10 protein-coding genes and 1 pseudogene are annotated in these 15,701 nt (G+C 59.9%); 2 read left to right on the top strand and 9 right to left on the bottom strand.

The annotated features are described in order from the left end of the window. Positions 1–11 precede the first annotated feature (11 nt). Entirely contained in the window at positions 12–461 is a 450-nt protein-coding gene (locus tag BFL40_RS01155) for a hypothetical protein (protein WP_071482675.1), read from the top strand. A gap of 204 nt (positions 462–665) precedes the next feature. Here the strand turns inward: BFL40_RS01155 and BFL40_RS01150 are convergent, their stop codons facing one another. Together BFL40_RS01150 and BFL40_RS01145 are read right to left on the bottom strand one after the other, a co-directional pair. Then, positions 666–1,052 (bottom strand): type II toxin-antitoxin system PemK/MazF family toxin, encoded by a 387-nt coding sequence (locus BFL40_RS01150; RefSeq protein ID WP_071482674.1) that lies wholly within the window; start codon positions 1,050–1,052, stop codon positions 666–668. Between the two features lie 86 nt (positions 1,053–1,138). After that, positions 1,139–2,032, bottom strand: coding sequence for a LysR family transcriptional regulator (locus BFL40_RS01145; protein ID WP_071482673.1), 894 nt, complete (start codon positions 2,030–2,032; stop codon positions 1,139–1,141). 172 nt (positions 2,033–2,204) lie between these two features. Here BFL40_RS01145 and BFL40_RS01140 point away from each other — a divergent pair, with 172 nt between their 5' ends. Further along, positions 2,205–3,431 carry an MFS transporter gene (locus tag BFL40_RS01140; protein WP_408003980.1) on the top strand — a complete coding sequence of 409 codons (1,227 nt, stop codon included), beginning with the start codon at positions 2,205–2,207 and terminating at the stop codon, positions 3,429–3,431. 75 nt (positions 3,432–3,506) lie between these two features. Here BFL40_RS01140 and hemE read toward each other — a convergent pair whose 3' ends face one another. From hemE to BFL40_RS01100, 7 genes and pseudogenes are all read right to left on the bottom strand, one after another. Continuing rightward, complete coding sequence (hemE, locus tag BFL40_RS01135; RefSeq protein WP_071482671.1) at positions 3,507–4,574, bottom strand: uroporphyrinogen decarboxylase; 1,068 nt, start codon at positions 4,572–4,574, stop codon at positions 3,507–3,509. Positions 4,575–4,797: 223 nt separating this feature from the next. Further along, on the bottom strand, positions 4,798–6,216 hold the full coding sequence (locus BFL40_RS01130; RefSeq protein WP_071482670.1) for an FAD-dependent oxidoreductase: 1,419 nt from the start codon (positions 6,214–6,216) through the stop codon (positions 4,798–4,800). Positions 6,217–6,248: 32 nt separating this feature from the next. Continuing rightward, positions 6,249–10,694, bottom strand: a complete 4,446-nt coding sequence (gltB, locus tag BFL40_RS01125) for a glutamate synthase large subunit (protein WP_071482669.1) — start codon at positions 10,692–10,694, stop codon at positions 6,249–6,251. A gap of 352 nt (positions 10,695–11,046) precedes the next feature. Next, the gene (locus BFL40_RS01115) at positions 11,047–12,609 is read right to left on the bottom strand and encodes an SPOR domain-containing protein (RefSeq protein WP_071482668.1); all 1,563 of its coding nucleotides are present in this window, start codon (positions 12,607–12,609) and stop codon (positions 11,047–11,049) included. A 10-nt stretch (positions 12,610–12,619) separates the two neighbouring features. Then, a complete protein-coding gene (aroB, locus tag BFL40_RS01110) occupies positions 12,620–13,720 on the bottom strand; it encodes a 3-dehydroquinate synthase (protein WP_071482667.1) in 1,101 nt (366 codons plus the stop codon). A 124-nt stretch (positions 13,721–13,844) separates the two neighbouring features. Further along, positions 13,845–14,363, bottom strand: coding sequence for a shikimate kinase AroK (gene aroK / locus BFL40_RS01105; protein WP_071482666.1), 519 nt, complete (start codon positions 14,361–14,363; stop codon positions 13,845–13,847). A gap of 4 nt (positions 14,364–14,367) precedes the next feature. Then, positions 14,368–15,621: pseudogene (locus BFL40_RS01100) on the bottom strand (type IV pilus secretin PilQ); the annotation flags it as partial. Positions 15,622–15,701 lie beyond the last annotated feature (80 nt).

The following is a 15,701-nucleotide window of genomic DNA, read 5'->3' as shown; positions in this document are numbered from 1 at the left end:
GAGAAAACGGAATGTCTTCCTTGCTACGCGCCACCCTGATCACCCTGGCCCTGCTGACCACCGCCGGTTGCACCAACAAACCGGTACTCAATACCCAGCATGAGCTGCCGGTCGATACCCAGGTCAGCGAAGAAAAAATGAAAACGGTCATCATCAACGCCCTGCAAAAACGCGAGTGGACGGTGCAGCGCCTGAGCCCGCAATTGGTGCAGGCCGAGATCAACGTACGCAACCAGTACTACGCCGCAATCGACATCCGCTACACCCGTAACAGCTACGCTATCACCTACCGCGACAGCCGCGATCTGGGCTACAAGGACGGCAAGATCCACCGCAACTACAACCGCTGGGTAAGCATGCTGGACCGCGACATCATGGCCGCGCTGCACAGCAATGGCGTGAACGAAGCGGGCTCGGCGGCGCAGTTGTTTGAGCAGACGGGGACGTCGAAGCAGAATTGAGGCTCGCTGCTCTCCAGAAACGACAAAGGGCGCCTTTCGGCGCCCTCTTCACAAACAGGTTGGCTTGTCATCGCCGCTTCCTGCCTGGCTCTGCGATGGCTGGTTGCCCAGGATCCTCAGAGTCTCACAAGCCCCTTTCGGGAACGTGGGCAGTATGCCTGAAAACGGCTTCCCTGCAATCCGTGGCAATGTGCCGCTCATTACTCATCGCAACCCTAGCGCACTGCGTACCGCCGCTTTTATCGCGAGAAACTGATCATTGGTGAGCTCAGCGATTGTGTAAGTTCGTTTGCCATGACGGTCCTTACTTTTGATTCGATCAAGTCGGCCCAAGCTGACGGTGGCGACAATGTCGCATTTTGCCCAGCAGATTGGACTCGCGCCTTGAAGATGACTGTCGAGTTGTAAATGATGCTCCAAAACCGTCTGCGGAGCGGTAGTGCTCAAGGGCACAACCGTCACCAGCAGCTTATTGGTTCGGTGCTTGCGTATCACAATGACGGGCCGGATCTTGATAATTTCCGGGACTTCATAGCCTCGAAAATCACAAATCAACACGCTGCCCTCCTTGGGCTGGTAGAGAAGTGCCATCCATATCACTCGCTTGAAAAAAGCGATTCTGCGCAAGTTTCTTGCGAATCACTAAGCCGGTTGCGTTACCTGATATGTGACGATACCTACAGCTCCGCCTTACGTGTCAGCAACTCCACAAACGCTTTCGCCATCGGCGTTTGCGCGCCCTTGCGCTGCACCAGCCAGACTGACGTCACCGCCTCCTGATCCAGCAAGGTGCGATACACCACGCCATCGATACGGATGCGCTGGTATGAGGCCGGAAGCACCGACACCCCCAAACCCGCCGCCACCAAACCGATGATGGTCATCGCCTCCCCGGCTTCCTGGGCGAAACGCGGGCTGAAACCCGCGTCACGAGCCAAGTTGAGCAGTTGGGCATAGAGACCACTGCCGTAGGTGCGAGGGAAGAATACAAACGGCTCGTCGGCCAGTTGCGCCAGGTGCAAGCCACGCTCGGTGCCCTCAACCAGCGGATGACCGGCGTTCAGCACCGCGACCAAGGGCTCACGCATCAACTCAATAACGCTCAGCGAATCCGGCAACGGCAGCGGGCGCATCAAGCCTACTTGAATCGACTCATCCACCAACGACTCTGCCACCTCAGTGCTACTCATCTCCTGCAAGTTCAGGTGCACCGCCGGGAAGGCCTGGCGAAACGCAAAAATCGCCTGCGGAATGCTGGAGTTGAACGGTGCCGACGAGGTGAAGCCAATCTTCAGCTCCCCGAGTTCCCCCAACTGCGCACGTCGGGCCACATCTGCCGCCTTGTCGACCTGCGCCAGCACCAATCGCGCCTCTTGCAAGAACAGTCGACCGGCCTCGCTCAGCTCGACCCGACGATTGGTACGCTCAAACAAGCGCGCGCCCACCTCCTGCTCCAGCGCCTGGATCTGCTGGCTCAGCGGTGGTTGCGAGATGCCCAGCACCTGTGCGGCGCGGCCAAAATGCAGTTCTTCGGCGACGGCGATGAAGTACCGCAGATGACGCAATTCCATGCAAGCCTCATTAGGTCGTAAAAGCTATCAAACAGGTCGAACAATATATTGGAAAGAATCATTAGGCAGCTATATTCTTTTTTTCATTGCCAGTCCTGGCAGGCTTTCCCTCGCCGAGGTCCCCGTGAAATCTGCTGTCGCGCCATTTGCTCAAGAAGTCCCGCCTACCGCCCTGGATGAGGTGGTGGCCCAGCTCAACGAGCAGTACATCGAAAAAGACACGCCGATGTTCATGCGCACGGTGCTGGCGCTGTTCTCCGGCGGGTTTGCCACGTTTGCCTTGCTGTATTGCGTGCAGCCGATGATGCCGGCGCTGTCCCACGAGTTTTCCATCAATGCGGCGCAAAGCAGCCTGATCCTGTCAGTGGCCACGGCGATGCTTGCCCTGGGCTTGCTGGTCACTGGGCCGATTTCCGACAGATTGGGACGCAAGCCGGTAATGGTTTCGGCACTGTTCTGCGCCGCACTCGCGACCATCGCCAGCGGCTTGATGCCGACCTGGGAAGGCATTCTGCTGATGCGGGCGCTGGTGGGCCTGTCGCTGAGCGGGCTGGCTGCTGTGGCGATGACCTACTTGAGCGAAGAGATCCACCCGCAACACATCGGCCTGGCCATGGGCTTGTACATCGGCGGCAACGCAATTGGCGGTATGAGCGGGCGCTTGATCATCGGCGTATTGATCGACTTCGTCAGTTGGCACACCGCGATGCTGATCATCGGCGCCCTGGCCCTGATCGCGGCCACGGTGTTCTGGAAAGTCCTCCCCGAATCACGCAACTTCCGCACCACCAGCCTCAAGCCGCGCAACCTGCTGAACGGGTTTGTCATGCACTTCAAAGACGCGGGCCTGCCCTGGTTGTTCCTTGAAGGTTTCCTGCTGATGGGCGCCTTCGTCACGATGTTCAACTACATCGGTTATCGCCTGCTGGCAGAACCGTACGGGTTGAGCCAAGCGGTGGTCGGCCTGCTCTCGCTGGTGTATCTCACCGGCATCTACAGTTCGGCCAAGATCGGCTCCCTGGCCGACCGCCTCGGCCGCCGCCGCGTGCTGTGGGGCACCCTCGTATTGATGCTCGCCGGCATGGCCCTGACCCTGTTCACGCCGTTGTGGCTGGTAGTGCCCGGCATGCTGATCTTCACCTTCGGTTTCTTCGGCGCCCACTCGGTGGCAAGTAGCTGGATCGGTCGCCGCGCGGTGAAGGCCAAGGGGCAGGCGTCGTCGTTGTACTTGTTCTGCTACTACGTGGGATCGAGCATTGCCGGTACGGCGGGCGGGTTCTTCTGGCACTTTGCAGGCTGGAACGGGATTGGCGGATTCATCATCGCGCTGCTGATCGGCGCGTTGCTGGTGGCGTTGAAGCTGGCGAAATTGCCGCCACTGGGAGAAGTAAAGGCCTGACGCGATCCCATATTTGTTTTGTATTAACCCCAATAAAAAGCCCGGCATTTGGCCGGGCTTTTTATTGAGCAGCGATCACTCGTGATACTGCGCCGACAACTCATGCACTGCGCGCAGGAACGCACCGGCATGTTCCGGGTTCACTTCCGGCGTGATGCCATGGCCCAGGTTAAACACGTGCCCGGTGCCCTTGCCGTAGCTGGCCAGAATGCGGCCGACTTCGGTGCGGATTGCTTCGGGCTTGGCGTACAGCACGGTCGGGTCCATGTTGCCTTGCAGCGCTACGCGGTTGCCCACGCGTTGACGGGCTTCACCCAGATCGCAGGTCCAGTCCAGGCCCAGTGCATCGGCGCCAGCGTCGGCAATGCTTTCAAGCCACAGGCCGCCGCCCTTGGTGAACATGATAACCGGCACTTTGCGGCCTTCGTGTTCGCGGATCAGGCCACTGACGATTTTGCGCATGTAGGCCAGGGAGAACTCCTGGTATGCCGCCGCCGACAGGTTCCCGCCCCAGGTATCGAAAATCTGCACCGCTTGGGCGCCGGCCATGATCTGGCCGTTGAGGTAAGAGGTGACCGACTGCGCCAGCTTGTCCAGCAGCAGGTGCATGGCTTGCGGGTTGTCGTAGAGCATGGCCTTGGTCTTGCGGAAGTCTTTCGACGAGCCACCTTCGACCATGTAGGTGGCCAGGGTCCATGGGCTGCCGGAAAAGCCAATCAGCGGCACGCGGCCGTTCAGCTCGCGGCGAATGGTGCTCACGGCGTCCATCACATAGCCGAGGTCTTTGTGCGGATCGGGGATCGGCAGGGCTTCGATGTCGGCCAGGGTGCTAACGACTTTCTTGAAGCGCGGGCCTTCGCCGGTTTCAAAGTACAGGCCTTGGCCCATGGCGTCAGGGATGGTGAGGATGTCGGAGAAGAGGATGGCCGCGTCCAGTTGTGGGTAGCGGTCCAGCGGCTGCATCGTGACTTCGCAGGCGAACTCCGGGTTCATGCACAGGCTCATGAAGTCGCCGGCGTTGGCGCGACTGGCGCGGTATTCCGGCAGGTAGCGACCGGCTTGACGCATCATCCACACGGGCGTGACGTCTACAGGTTGCTTGAGCAGGGCACGAAGGAAACGGTCGTTCTTGAGGGCAGTCATGTCGGCATCCGCAAAAAAAGTGCGGGCATTTTCTCAGAGCGCGACGCAAAAGGCACGGTATGAGCCGTGCCTTTTGTCTATCGGGTCAATTTGTCGCGGTAATGCCGCTGCAAGATCGTTCCCACGCTCCGCGTGGTAACGCCTCCTGTGACGCTCCGCGTCACGCCAGTCGGGACGCAGAGCGTCCCTGGCTGCATGCCCACGCAGAGCGTGGGAACGATCATCAGACCTGCAGGTAATCCAGGATGCCTTCAGCGGCATTACGCCCTTCGAAGATCGCCGTCACCACCAAGTCAGAACCACGAACCATGTCGCCACCGGCGAAGATTTTCGGGTTGCTGGTCTGGTGCTTGTACTGGCCTTGTTCCGGGGCCACAACGCGGCCCTGGCTGTCGGTCTGGATCTCGAACTGCTCAAACCACGGCGCCGGGCTTGGGCGGAAACCGAAAGCAATCACTACGGCGTCAGCCGGGATGATCTCTTCGGAACCCGGGATCGGCTCAGGGCTGCGACGACCACGGGCATCCGGCTCGCCAAGACGGGTCTCGACCACCTTCACGCCTTCAACACGATCTTCACCGACGATAGCAATCGGCTGACGGTTGTAGAGGAATCGCACGCCTTCTTCCTTGGCGTTCTTCACCTCTTTGCGCGAGCCGGGCATGTTGGCTTCGTCACGACGATAGGCACAGGTCACCGACTTGGCGCCCTGGCGAATCGAGGTACGGTTGCAGTCCATCGCGGTGTCACCACCGCCCAGCACCACGACCTTCTTGCCTTTCATGTCGACGAAGTCTTCCGGCGACTTTTCAAAGCCCAGGTTGCGATTCACGTTGGCGATCAGGAAGTCCAAAGCGTCATAAACGCCCGGCAAATCCTCACCGGCAAAGCCGCCCTTCATGTAGGTGTAGGTACCCATGCCCATGAACACGGCATCGTATTCGGCGAGCAGTTGCTCCATGGTGATGTCTTTGCCGATTTCGGTATTGAGACGGAACTCGATACCCATGCCGGTGAACACTTCACGACGGTTGCTCAGGACGGTTTTTTCCAGCTTGAACTCGGGGATGCCGAAGGTCAGCAGGCCGCCGATTTCCGGGTTCTTGTCGAACACCACCGGGGTCACACCACCACGCACCAACACGTCGGCACAGCCCAGGCCCGCTGGGCCCGCGCCGATGATCGCAACACGCTTGCCGGTCGGCTTGACCTTGGACATGTCCGGGCGCCAGCCCATGGCGAACGCGGTGTCGGTGATGTACTTCTCCACCGAACCGATGGTCACCGCGCCGAAGCCGTCGTTGAGGGTGCAGGCACCCTCGCACAGACGGTCTTGCGGGCACACCCGGCCGCAGACTTCCGGCAGGGTGTTGGTCTGGTGCGACAGCTCGGCGGCGGCGAGGATGTTGCCCTCGGCTACAAGCTTCAGCCAGTTGGGAATGAAGTTGTGCACCGGGCACTTCCATTCGCAATACGGGTTACCGCAACCCAGGCAGCGGTGGGCCTGGTCGGCCGAGTGCTGGGGCTTGAAGGGTTCGTAGATTTCCACGAACTCTTTCTTGCGTTGACGCAACAGTTTCTTCTTCGGATCTTTGCGCCCGACATCGATGAACTGGAAGTCGTTATTCAGACGTTCAGCCATGTTAAAACCTCATCAAACTGTTCAGGCGCATATCACTGCGGGTTGGCACGGATGCTGGAAAGCAACGATTTCAGGTTGGCAGCCTTGGGCTTGACCAGCCAGAAACGACGCAGGTAATCATCAAGGTTTTCAGCGAGGTTACGACCCCATTCGCTGCCTGTTTCCTCGACGTACTCGTCCAGCACGTGTTGCAAGTGGTTCCGGTAGGATTCCATGGCTTCGCCGCTGATCCGCTGGATCTCGACCAACTCGTGGTTGACCTTGTCGACGAAGGTGTTGTCCTGGTCAAGCACATAGGCGAAACCGCCGGTCATGCCCGAACCGAAGTTGTAACCGGTCTTGCCCAATACTGCGACAAAGCCCCCGGTCATGTACTCGCAGCAGTGATCGCCAGTGCCTTCCACCACGGTGTGAGCACCGGAGTTACGCACGGCGAAACGCTCACCGGCAGTACCGGCGGCGAACAGCTTGCCACCCGTGGCGCCGTACAAGCAGGTGTTACCGATAATGGCACTGTCCTGGGTCTTGTAGACGCTGCCTTTAGGCGGAACGATCACCAGCTTGCCGCCGGTCATGCCCTTGCCCACGTAGTCGTTGGCGTCGCCTTCCAGGTACATGTGCAGGCCACCGGCGTTCCACACGCCGAAGCTCTGGCCCGCAGTGCCCTTGAAGCGGAAGGTGATCGGCGCTTTCGCCATCCCCTGGTTGCCATGCTTGCGAGCGATTTCGCCGGAGATGCGGGCGCCGATGGAACGGTCGCAGTTGCAGATATCCAGGACGAATTCGCCACCGCTGGCGTCGTTGATCGAGGAGCTGGCCATCTCGACCATCTTCTCGGCCAACAGGCCTTTGTCGAACGGTGGGTTGCGGTCAACCTGGCAGAATTGTGGCTTGTCTGCCGGGATGTGGTCGCTGCCCAACAGCGGCGTCAGGTCCAGATGCTGTTGCTTGGCGGTCTGGCCTTCGAGGATGTCCAGCAGATCGGTACGGCCGATCAGCTCTTCCAGCGAGCGCACGCCCAGCTTGGCCAACCACTCACGGGTTTCTTCGGCGACATAGGTGAAGAAATTCACCACCATGTCGACGGTGCCGATGTAGTGATCTTTACGCAGCTTTTCGTTCTGCGTCGCAACGCCGGTGGCGCAGTTGTTCAGGTGGCAGATGCGCAGGTATTTGCAGCCCAGGGCGATCATTGGCGCAGTACCAAAACCGAAGCTTTCGGCGCCAAGGATCGCAGCCTTGATCACGTCGAGGCCGGTTTTCAGGCCGCCGTCGGTCTGTACCCGAACCTTGCCGCGCAGGTCGTTGCCGCGCAGGGTCTGGTGAGTTTCAGCCAGGCCGAGTTCCCACGGTGCGCCGGCGTACTTGATGGAGGTCAGCGGCGATGCGCCGGTACCGCCGTCGTAGCCGGAGATGGTGATCAGGTCGGCATAGGCCTTGGCCACACCGGCGGCGATGGTGCCCACGCCAGCTTCTGCTACCAATTTCACCGAGACCAGGGCCTGCGGGTTGACTTGTTTCAAGTCGAAAATCAGCTGCGACAAATCTTCAATCGAGTAGATGTCGTGGTGCGGTGGTGGCGAAATCAGGGTCACGCCCGGTACTGCATAACGCAGTTTGGCGATCAAACCGTTGACCTTGCCGCCTGGCAGCTGGCCGCCTTCACCGGGCTTGGCGCCCTGGGCAACCTTGATCTGCAACACTTCGGCGTTGACCAGGTATTCCGGGGTCACACCGAAACGGCCAGTCGCCACCTGCTTGATTTTCGAGCTCTTGATGGTGCCGTAGCGCGCCGGGTCTTCACCGCCTTCACCGGAGTTGGAACGCGCACCCAGGCGGTTCATGGCTTCGGCCAGGGCTTCGTGAGCCTCAGGCGACAAGGCGCCCAGGGAAATACCGGCGGAGTCGAAGCGCTTGAGGATCGACTCCAGTGGTTCGATTTCGCTGATAGCCAGAGGCGTGTCCAGGGTTTTCACCTTGAACAGGTCACGGATCATCGACACCGGGCGGTTATCCACCAGCGCGGTGTATTCCTTGAACTTGGCGTAGTCGCCCTGCTGCACGGCGGCTTGCAGGGTGTTGACCACGTCCGGGTTGTACGCGTGGTATTCGCCACCGTGCACGAACTTCAGCAGGCCGCCTTGCTGGATCGGCTTGCGCGCGCTCCAGGCTTCGGCCGCCAGGGCTTTCTGTTCGGCCTCAATGTCGACGAAACGTGCGCCCTTGATGCGGCTTGGTACGCCACGGAAGCTCAGGTCGCAAACTTCTTCGGACAAGCCGATCGCTTCGAACAACTGAGCGCCGCGATAGGACGTGACGGTGGAGATGCCCATCTTCGACAGGATCTTCAACAGGCCCTTGGTGATGCCCTTACGGTAGTTCTTGAACACCTCATAGAGGTCGCCCAGCACTTCACCGGTACGGATCAGGTCACCCAGCACTTCGTACGCGAGGAACGGGTACACCGCCGAGGCGCCGAAACCGATCAGCACCGCAAAGTGATGCGGGTCGCGGGCGGTGGCGGTTTCCACGAGGATGTTGGAGTCGCAACGCAGACCTTTTTCGGTCAGGCGGTGGTGTACCGCGCCGGTGGCCAGGGATGCGTGGATCGGCAACTTGCCTGGGGCGATATGGCGGTCGGTCAGTACGATCTGGGTACGACCGGCGCGCACGGCTTCTTCGGCCTGGTCGGCGACGTTGCGCACAGCGGCTTCAAGGCCGAGGCTCTCGTCGTAGTTCAGGTCGATGATCTGGCGGTCGAAGCCTGGGCGATCCAGGGTCATCAACGAGCGCCACTTGGCCGGAGAAACCACAGGCGAACTGAGGATTACGCGGGACGCATGCTCAGGCGATTCCTGGAAGATGTTGCGCTCGGCACCGAGGCACACTTCCAGGGACATCACGATGGCTTCGCGCAGCGGGTCGATCGGTGGGTTGGTCACCTGAGCGAACTGCTGGCGGAAATAGTCGTACGGCGTACGCACGCGCTGGGACAGCACGGCCATCGGCGTGTCATCGCCCATGGAGCCGACGGCCTCGTAGCCTTGCTCGCCAAGCGGACGCAGCACTTGGTCGCGCTCTTCGAACGTGACCTGGTACATCTTCATGTACTGCTTGAGCTGGTCGACGTCATAGAAAGCCGAACCGTGGTCGTTGTCTTCCATGGTCGCCTGGATACGCAGGGCGTTCTTGCGCAGCCATTGCTTGTACGGGTGACGCGACTTCAAGCGGTTGTCGATGGCATCAGTGTCGAGGATCTGACCGGTTTCAGTGTCCACGGCCAGGATCTGGCCAGGGCCTACGCGACCTTTGGCAATAACGTCTTCGGGCTTGTAGTCCCACACGCCGATTTCCGACGCCAGGGTGATAAAACCGTTGGTAGTGGTAACCCAACGCGCCGGGCGCAGACCGTTACGGTCGAGCAGGCACACCGCGTAGCGACCGTCGGTCATTACCACGCCGGCCGGGCCGTCCCACGGTTCCATGTGCATCGAGTTGTACTCATAGAACGCCCGCAGGTCGGGGTCCATGGTCTCAACGTTCTGCCACGCTGGCGGAATGATCATGCGCACGCCACGGAACAGGTCGATGCCGCCGGTGACCATCAGTTCGAGCATGTTGTCCATGCTGGAAGAGTCGGAACCCACGCGGTTAACCAGCGGGCCGAGCTCTTCGAGGTCCATCAAATCGTTGGCGAACTTGGTGCGACGGGCCACAGCCCAGTTGCGGTTGCCGGTGATGGTGTTGATCTCGCCGTTGTGGGCGAGGAAGCGGAACGGCTGAGCCAGCGGCCATTTCGGCAGGGTGTTGGTGGAGAAGCGCTGGTGGAACACGCAGATTGCGGTTTGCAGACGCTCGTCTTTAAGGTCTGGATAGAAGGCGGTCAAATCCGCCGGCATCATCAGGCCTTTATAAATAATGGTCTTGTGGGAAAAGCTGCAGATGTAGTGGTCGGTGTCGGCGGCGTTGGCCACGGACGAACGACGACGCGACGTGAACAGCTTGATCGCCATGTCCTGATCGCTCAGGCCGTCGCCTGCGATGAACACTTGTTCGATCTGCGGCAGGCGCTCGAGGGCCAGGCGGCCAAGCACGCTGGTGTCGATCGGCACTTTGCGCCAGCCGACAAGTTGCAGGCCGGCGGCGAGGATTTCGCGGTTCATGTTTTCGCGAGCGGCTTGTGCTTTAACCGGGTCCTGGTTAAAGAACACCATGCCCACAGCGTATTGCTTGGGCAGGTCGACAGCAAAATGCTCTTTTGCGACAGCGCGCAGGAACTGGTCGGGCTTTTGAATCAGCAAGCCACAACCGTCACCGGTCTTGCCGTCGGCGTTGATCCCACCGCGGTGGGTCATGCAGGTCAGGGCCTCGATGGCCGTTTGCAAAAGGGTATGACTGGGCTCGCCCTGCATATGGGCTATCAGGCCGAAACCGCAGTTATCCTTGAATTCATCGGGTTGGTACAGACCTGCTTTCATAGACACTTTCTCACCAGGCTGCCTCTTATATCGAGGCAAATTTCTTTTCAATTCAACCGGTTACCTTCCACGCCGAACGTACGCCGGCTTAGCGGGGGCAAAAGGGAGGTCATTGTACACACCGACACGGACGCTCACAAATTTAGCGACGAAATGTCGCAAATCTATGTCGCATTTATGAAAGGTTTAAAGCGATATGCTGTGCTAGTCAAAACTTTTTTAGTTCGGACCGCTACGACTCAAAAGCCACTGTGACGCAGACACCACAAAGCGCGCGGCCTTGAGGGCAGCACGCACTTGCGGATTTTTTTGAGGTGCCGGGAGAGGCGGCCTGGGTAAGGCCGCCGAATCTTCAGCGAGTTGTTGCCAGTTCCTGTTGGACGCTGGCGACAGTGCGAGGCCAAGGTTTACCAGCCTGAACCTTCGCTGGCAAGGCCTTGATAGCGGAATCGGCTGCTGCACGGCTTGGGAAGCTACCGTAGGTGATCACGTAGAGAGGCTTGCCGTTGAGCACTTTCTTGAAATAACGGTACTCGCCGCCCTGCTCTTTTACGAAGGCCTGGGCATTGGCTTCGGAACTGGTGCCGAGGATCTGCACCACAAAATGGCCAGCAGGTTGGCTGGTGTACCAGCTGCTGCCGGTAGCGCCAGCCTTGGCAACGGTGGCGGCTGGTTTTTCAATCGGCTTGGCCGCTGGAGCAGGCTTGGCCACTGGTGCAGGTGCGACAGGCTTAGCGACCGGAGCCGGCTTCGCGGCGGCGACAGTCGGTGCAGGAGTCGGCTTGGCAGCTGGGGTCGCTGCCGGGCCAGCCGGAACGCCTGCAGGCGGTGCGGTAGTGGTCACGGTCGGAGGTGTAGCACTGGAGCCTGCCACCGGCACACCGTCGTCGCCTTCGGAGATACCACCGGCTTCTTCGGCGAGCGGGCCGCGCATCACCGGTTGGCCGACCATCGGCAGGTTGGTCGGTTGGCCGGAGTTGGCGAACTCGACGTTTGGCGTAGGCTTGCCCAGTGGCAACTGCGCCTGTTCGGTTGGCGCGCCAGCGGTGGCGGGGGCCTTGCTACGACCTGGGATCAACCAGGCGGCGGCGACAGCGACCACGACAACGGCAGAAATCGCCAATACGTGCTTCTTAGGCATAGTGAACCCCATCTTTGGACGCTTGACCGCAGAGCGGCTAGCAATCATGGCTTCGATCAAGGCATCCCGGGCGACCTGGTTGATGGTGCCAGGCCAGCCGTCGGAGCTTTCGTGAATATCAGAGATCTGCGAAGCGGAGAAAAGTTCGATACCGGCCCCTGCGCCCTCAAGGCGTTGAGCCAGGTATTCGCGGGTTTCTTCCTCTTCGTATGGCTGCAATTCGATGACGTGGAACAGTTCCTGTTCGCCGCTGATCTGCTCCAGATCGGCGATCAACGACGATTCACCAAACAGGAACACGTGCGGGCGACCTTCCGGCGTGCCCGCCGCCAGCGCCAACAGCGCTTCCAGGGCAGATTCGTCGAGCTGCTCGGCGTCGTCCACCAGCAAGTAGACTTCCTGACCGGTCAAGCCAAGCTGCACGACTTGCTTGAGGATCGCGTTCGGCTCAGCCGTGGACACACTCAGGGCTTGGGCCACTTGGCGCAACACACCTGCCGCATCACCCGCACCACGGGCCGACACCACCACGCTCTGCACCGATTGCTTGTTGGTGCTGGCGACCAGCGCCTGACGCAGCAAGGTCTTGCCACTGCCCAGCGGGCCTGTCACCACCAACAGCAGCTGGCTGTAGCGCGCCAGATGGTGCAATTGGCCAAGTACCGGCTTGCGCTGGGCAGGGAAAAATTTGAAGCCCGGCACCCGAGGAGCAAAGGGGTCGTGGCTTAACTGGTAATGGCCGAGGAAGGCCTCGTCGGCATGCAAACTAGTCATCGGGATCTTATTAACCTTTAAGCTGGGCCAGGGCGCGGTAATCCGCTCCCAGCGTGGCCTGTAAAATCTCTTTCGGATAATCGTCGGTCACCACCGCTTCGCCCATATGGCGCAGCAGCACCAGTCGCAGTCGACCGTCGATCACTTTCTTGTCTATTGCCATATGTTCGAGGAAATCCGCCTCGGTCATCTCTTCCGGAGGGATGACCGGCAAGCCGGCGCGCAGGAACAGGCGGATGCCGCGATCCCGCTCCTGGGCGCTGATCCAGCCCAGGCGCTGCGACATTTCCAATGCCATCACAGTGCCAGCCGCTACGGCTTCCCCATGCAACCACACACCATAGCCCATGTGCGTTTCGATCGCATGGCCGAAGGTATGGCCCAAGTTCAAGGTGGCCCGTACGCCGGACTCCCGTTCGTCGGCATTCACCACCAGCGCCTTGGCGGCGCAAGAGCGGGAAATCGCTTCGGTCAGCGCCACCTGGTCCAGGGCGCGCAGAGCATCTACATGCTCTTCGAGCCAGGTCAGGAAGGGCTCGTCGCAGATCAGTCCGTATTTGATGACTTCCGCCAAGCCCGCCGACAGCTCGCGCGGCGGCAAGGTGTTGAGGGTCGCGGTGTCAATCAGCACGGCGTTGGGCTGGTAGAACGCGCCAACCATATTCTTGCCCAGCGGGTGGTTGATACCGGTCTTGCCGCCCACCGACGAATCGACCTGGGACAACAAGGTGGTCGGCACCTGGATAAAGTCCACACCACGCTGGTAGCAGGCTGCCGCAAAACCGGCCATATCGCCGATCACACCGCCGCCCAGAGCGATCACGGTGGTTCGACGATCATGACGAGCGGTCAGCAGGCCATCAAAGATCAGTTGCAGGGTTTCCCAGTTCTTGTGGGCTTCGCCGTCAGGCAAGATCACCGAGATCACCGAATAGGCAGCAAGGCTGCGGCTCAGACGCTCAAGATACAGCGGCGCGACCGTTTCGTTGGAGATGATCGCCACTTGCCGCCCGGCAATATGCGGTGCAAGCAACTCGGGTTGGTCCAACAAACCTTCGCCAATATGGATTGGGTAGCTGCGCTCGCCTAGATCAACCTTAAGTGTCTGCATGTGTCCCCGCGTGAAGATATATTTACGATCGGCAACGCTCGGATCTGACGTTGCCTGATGGCTCTACGCCACACCTCAAAGGGTGATGACGCGCCGCCGAGAATAGCGCATTTCTGGCCTGGCTTTAACGGGGTGGCAATTGCTGCAAGCGCTCGAGAATGTCGAGAACGACCATCCGTGGCGGCCGCTCATCGGTTTCCACCACCAGATCGGCGATTTCCCGATAGAGCGGATCGCGCAGCGCCAGCAAGTCCCGCAAGGTTTTTGCAGGGTCCGCTGTACGCAGTAACGGGCGATTACGATCACGGGCGGTGCGACCCACCTGCTGCTCAACCGAGGCATGCAGATAGACCACGCGACCACCGGCGTGCAGCGCCCGGCGGTTTTCATCGCGCATGACTGCGCCACCGCCGGTGGCCAATACCACGCCATCGCAGCCGCACAGCTCGGCAATCATCGCCTGCTCGCGGTCGCGAAAGCCCAGTTCACCTTCTTTATCGAAGATCCACGGGATATTGGCGCCCGTGCGCAATTCAATTTCCTTATCGGAGTCTTTGAATGGCAGGCGCAGCTCTTTGGCCAGCAAACGGCCGATGGTGCTTTTTCCAGCCCCCATCGGTCCTACAAGAATCAAATTTCGCACAGAATCAACGACTCACAGCAATCGCCTGGTTATTCATAATACGCGGAGTCAGGAATACCAGCAGCTCGGATTTTTTCTCCGCCAGCACATCGCGCCGGAAAAGGCGGCCAAGATACGGCACATCGCCCAAAAATGGCACTTTATCTACCACTTTGCTTTGGGTATTGGAGAAAACCCCGCCAATGACGATGGTCTCGCCATCCTTGACCAACACCTTGGCGTTGACTTCGTTTTTCTTGATCGGCGGTACGTCGTTGAGCTTGTTCAGATAATCGGGCTCATCCTTGGTGACCTTGACCTCCATGATCACCCAATTGTCGGGGGTGATTTGCGGGGTCACCTCCAGCGAGAGCGAGGCCTCTTTGAAAGACACGGAGGTGGCACCGCTGGAACTGGACTCCTGATAGGGAATTTCGGTGCCCTTGAGGATGCGCGCAGTTTCTTTGTCGGAGGTAACTACCTTGGGCTGCGAGACAATTTCACCGTTGCCGGTTTTCTCCATGGCGGTCAGTTCGAGGTCCAGCAACAGGTTGTCTGTGATAAAGGCGATGCCCACACCAGAAGTACCGGTGAGTGAACCCAAGTCGACAAACGGTGAGCTGGGCGAATTTTCCGGTGGCTGCGCACCTTCGGCCAAGGGCTTGCCGATACCACCCGCGCCCCAGTTTCCGGGATTGAGTCGCCCACCCCAGCGCACGCCCAGGCTTTTGTCGTAATCGACATTGGCTTCGACGATCCGCGCTTCGATCATCACTTGGCGCACTGGAATATCCAGTTGCGCCACGATCCGCCGCAACTCTTCCAATCGTTCGCTGGTCTGGTAGGCGATGATGTTATTGGTGCGGTCATCCACTGCCACCGAGCCGCGCTCATCGGTGACGCCTTCAAAGCCCGTCACAGATTGGAACAACTTGGCCAAGTCCGCCGCCTTGGCGTAATTGACCTGCAACAACTCCCGACGCAGTGGCGCCAACTCGGCCATCTGCTTGCGCGACTCCAGTGTCAGCCGTTCGCGAGCCGCCAACTCGTCGGCGGGCGCTACCAGCAAGACACCGGCTTTTACCCGTTTATCCAACCCCTTGGTCTGCAATACCAGGTCCAGCGCCTGATCCCAAGGTACATCCCTGAGTCGCAGGGTGATTGAACCCTGCACCTCGTCGCTGGCGACCAAGTTAAGGCCCGCCACATCGGCGATCTGCTGCAGCACCGCGCGCAGTTCGATATTCTGGAAGTTGAGGCTCAGCTTGTCGCCGGTATAAACGCCCGAAACTGCCTTGCCTGGCGGCGGCAGTTGGATCAGGTCCACACGATTGGGCACAGCAAAAGCCATCGGTGCCG

This window comes from Pseudomonas costantinii (assembly GCF_001870435.1).
Lineage (GTDB): Bacteria > Pseudomonadota > Gammaproteobacteria > Pseudomonadales > Pseudomonadaceae > Aquipseudomonas > Aquipseudomonas costantinii.
This window is presented reverse-complemented; position numbering and strand designations above follow the sequence as displayed.

What these genes read in the sequence shown, in the direction of transcription:
- BFL40_RS01155 (WP_071482675.1), top strand. Translation starts at nt 12, where the DNA reads ATGTCTTCCTTGCTACGCGCCACCCTGATCACCCTGGCCCTGCTGACC.
- BFL40_RS01150 (WP_071482674.1), bottom strand. Translation starts at nt 1,052, where the DNA reads ATGGCACTTCTCTACCAGCCCAAGGAGGGCAGCGTGTTGATTTGTGAT.
- BFL40_RS01145 (WP_071482673.1), bottom strand. Translation starts at nt 2,032, where the DNA reads ATGGAATTGCGTCATCTGCGGTACTTCATCGCCGTCGCCGAAGAACTG.
- hemE (WP_071482671.1), bottom strand. Translation starts at nt 4,574, where the DNA reads ATGACTGCCCTCAAGAACGACCGTTTCCTTCGTGCCCTGCTCAAGCAA.
- BFL40_RS01130 (WP_071482670.1), bottom strand. Translation starts at nt 6,216, where the DNA reads ATGGCTGAACGTCTGAATAACGACTTCCAGTTCATCGATGTCGGGCGC.
- gltB (WP_071482669.1), bottom strand. Translation starts at nt 10,694, where the DNA reads ATGAAAGCAGGTCTGTACCAACCCGATGAATTCAAGGATAACTGCGGT.
- BFL40_RS01115 (WP_071482668.1), bottom strand. Translation starts at nt 12,609, where the DNA reads ATGACTAGTTTGCATGCCGACGAGGCCTTCCTCGGCCATTACCAGTTA.
- aroB (WP_071482667.1), bottom strand. Translation starts at nt 13,720, where the DNA reads ATGCAGACACTTAAGGTTGATCTAGGCGAGCGCAGCTACCCAATCCAT.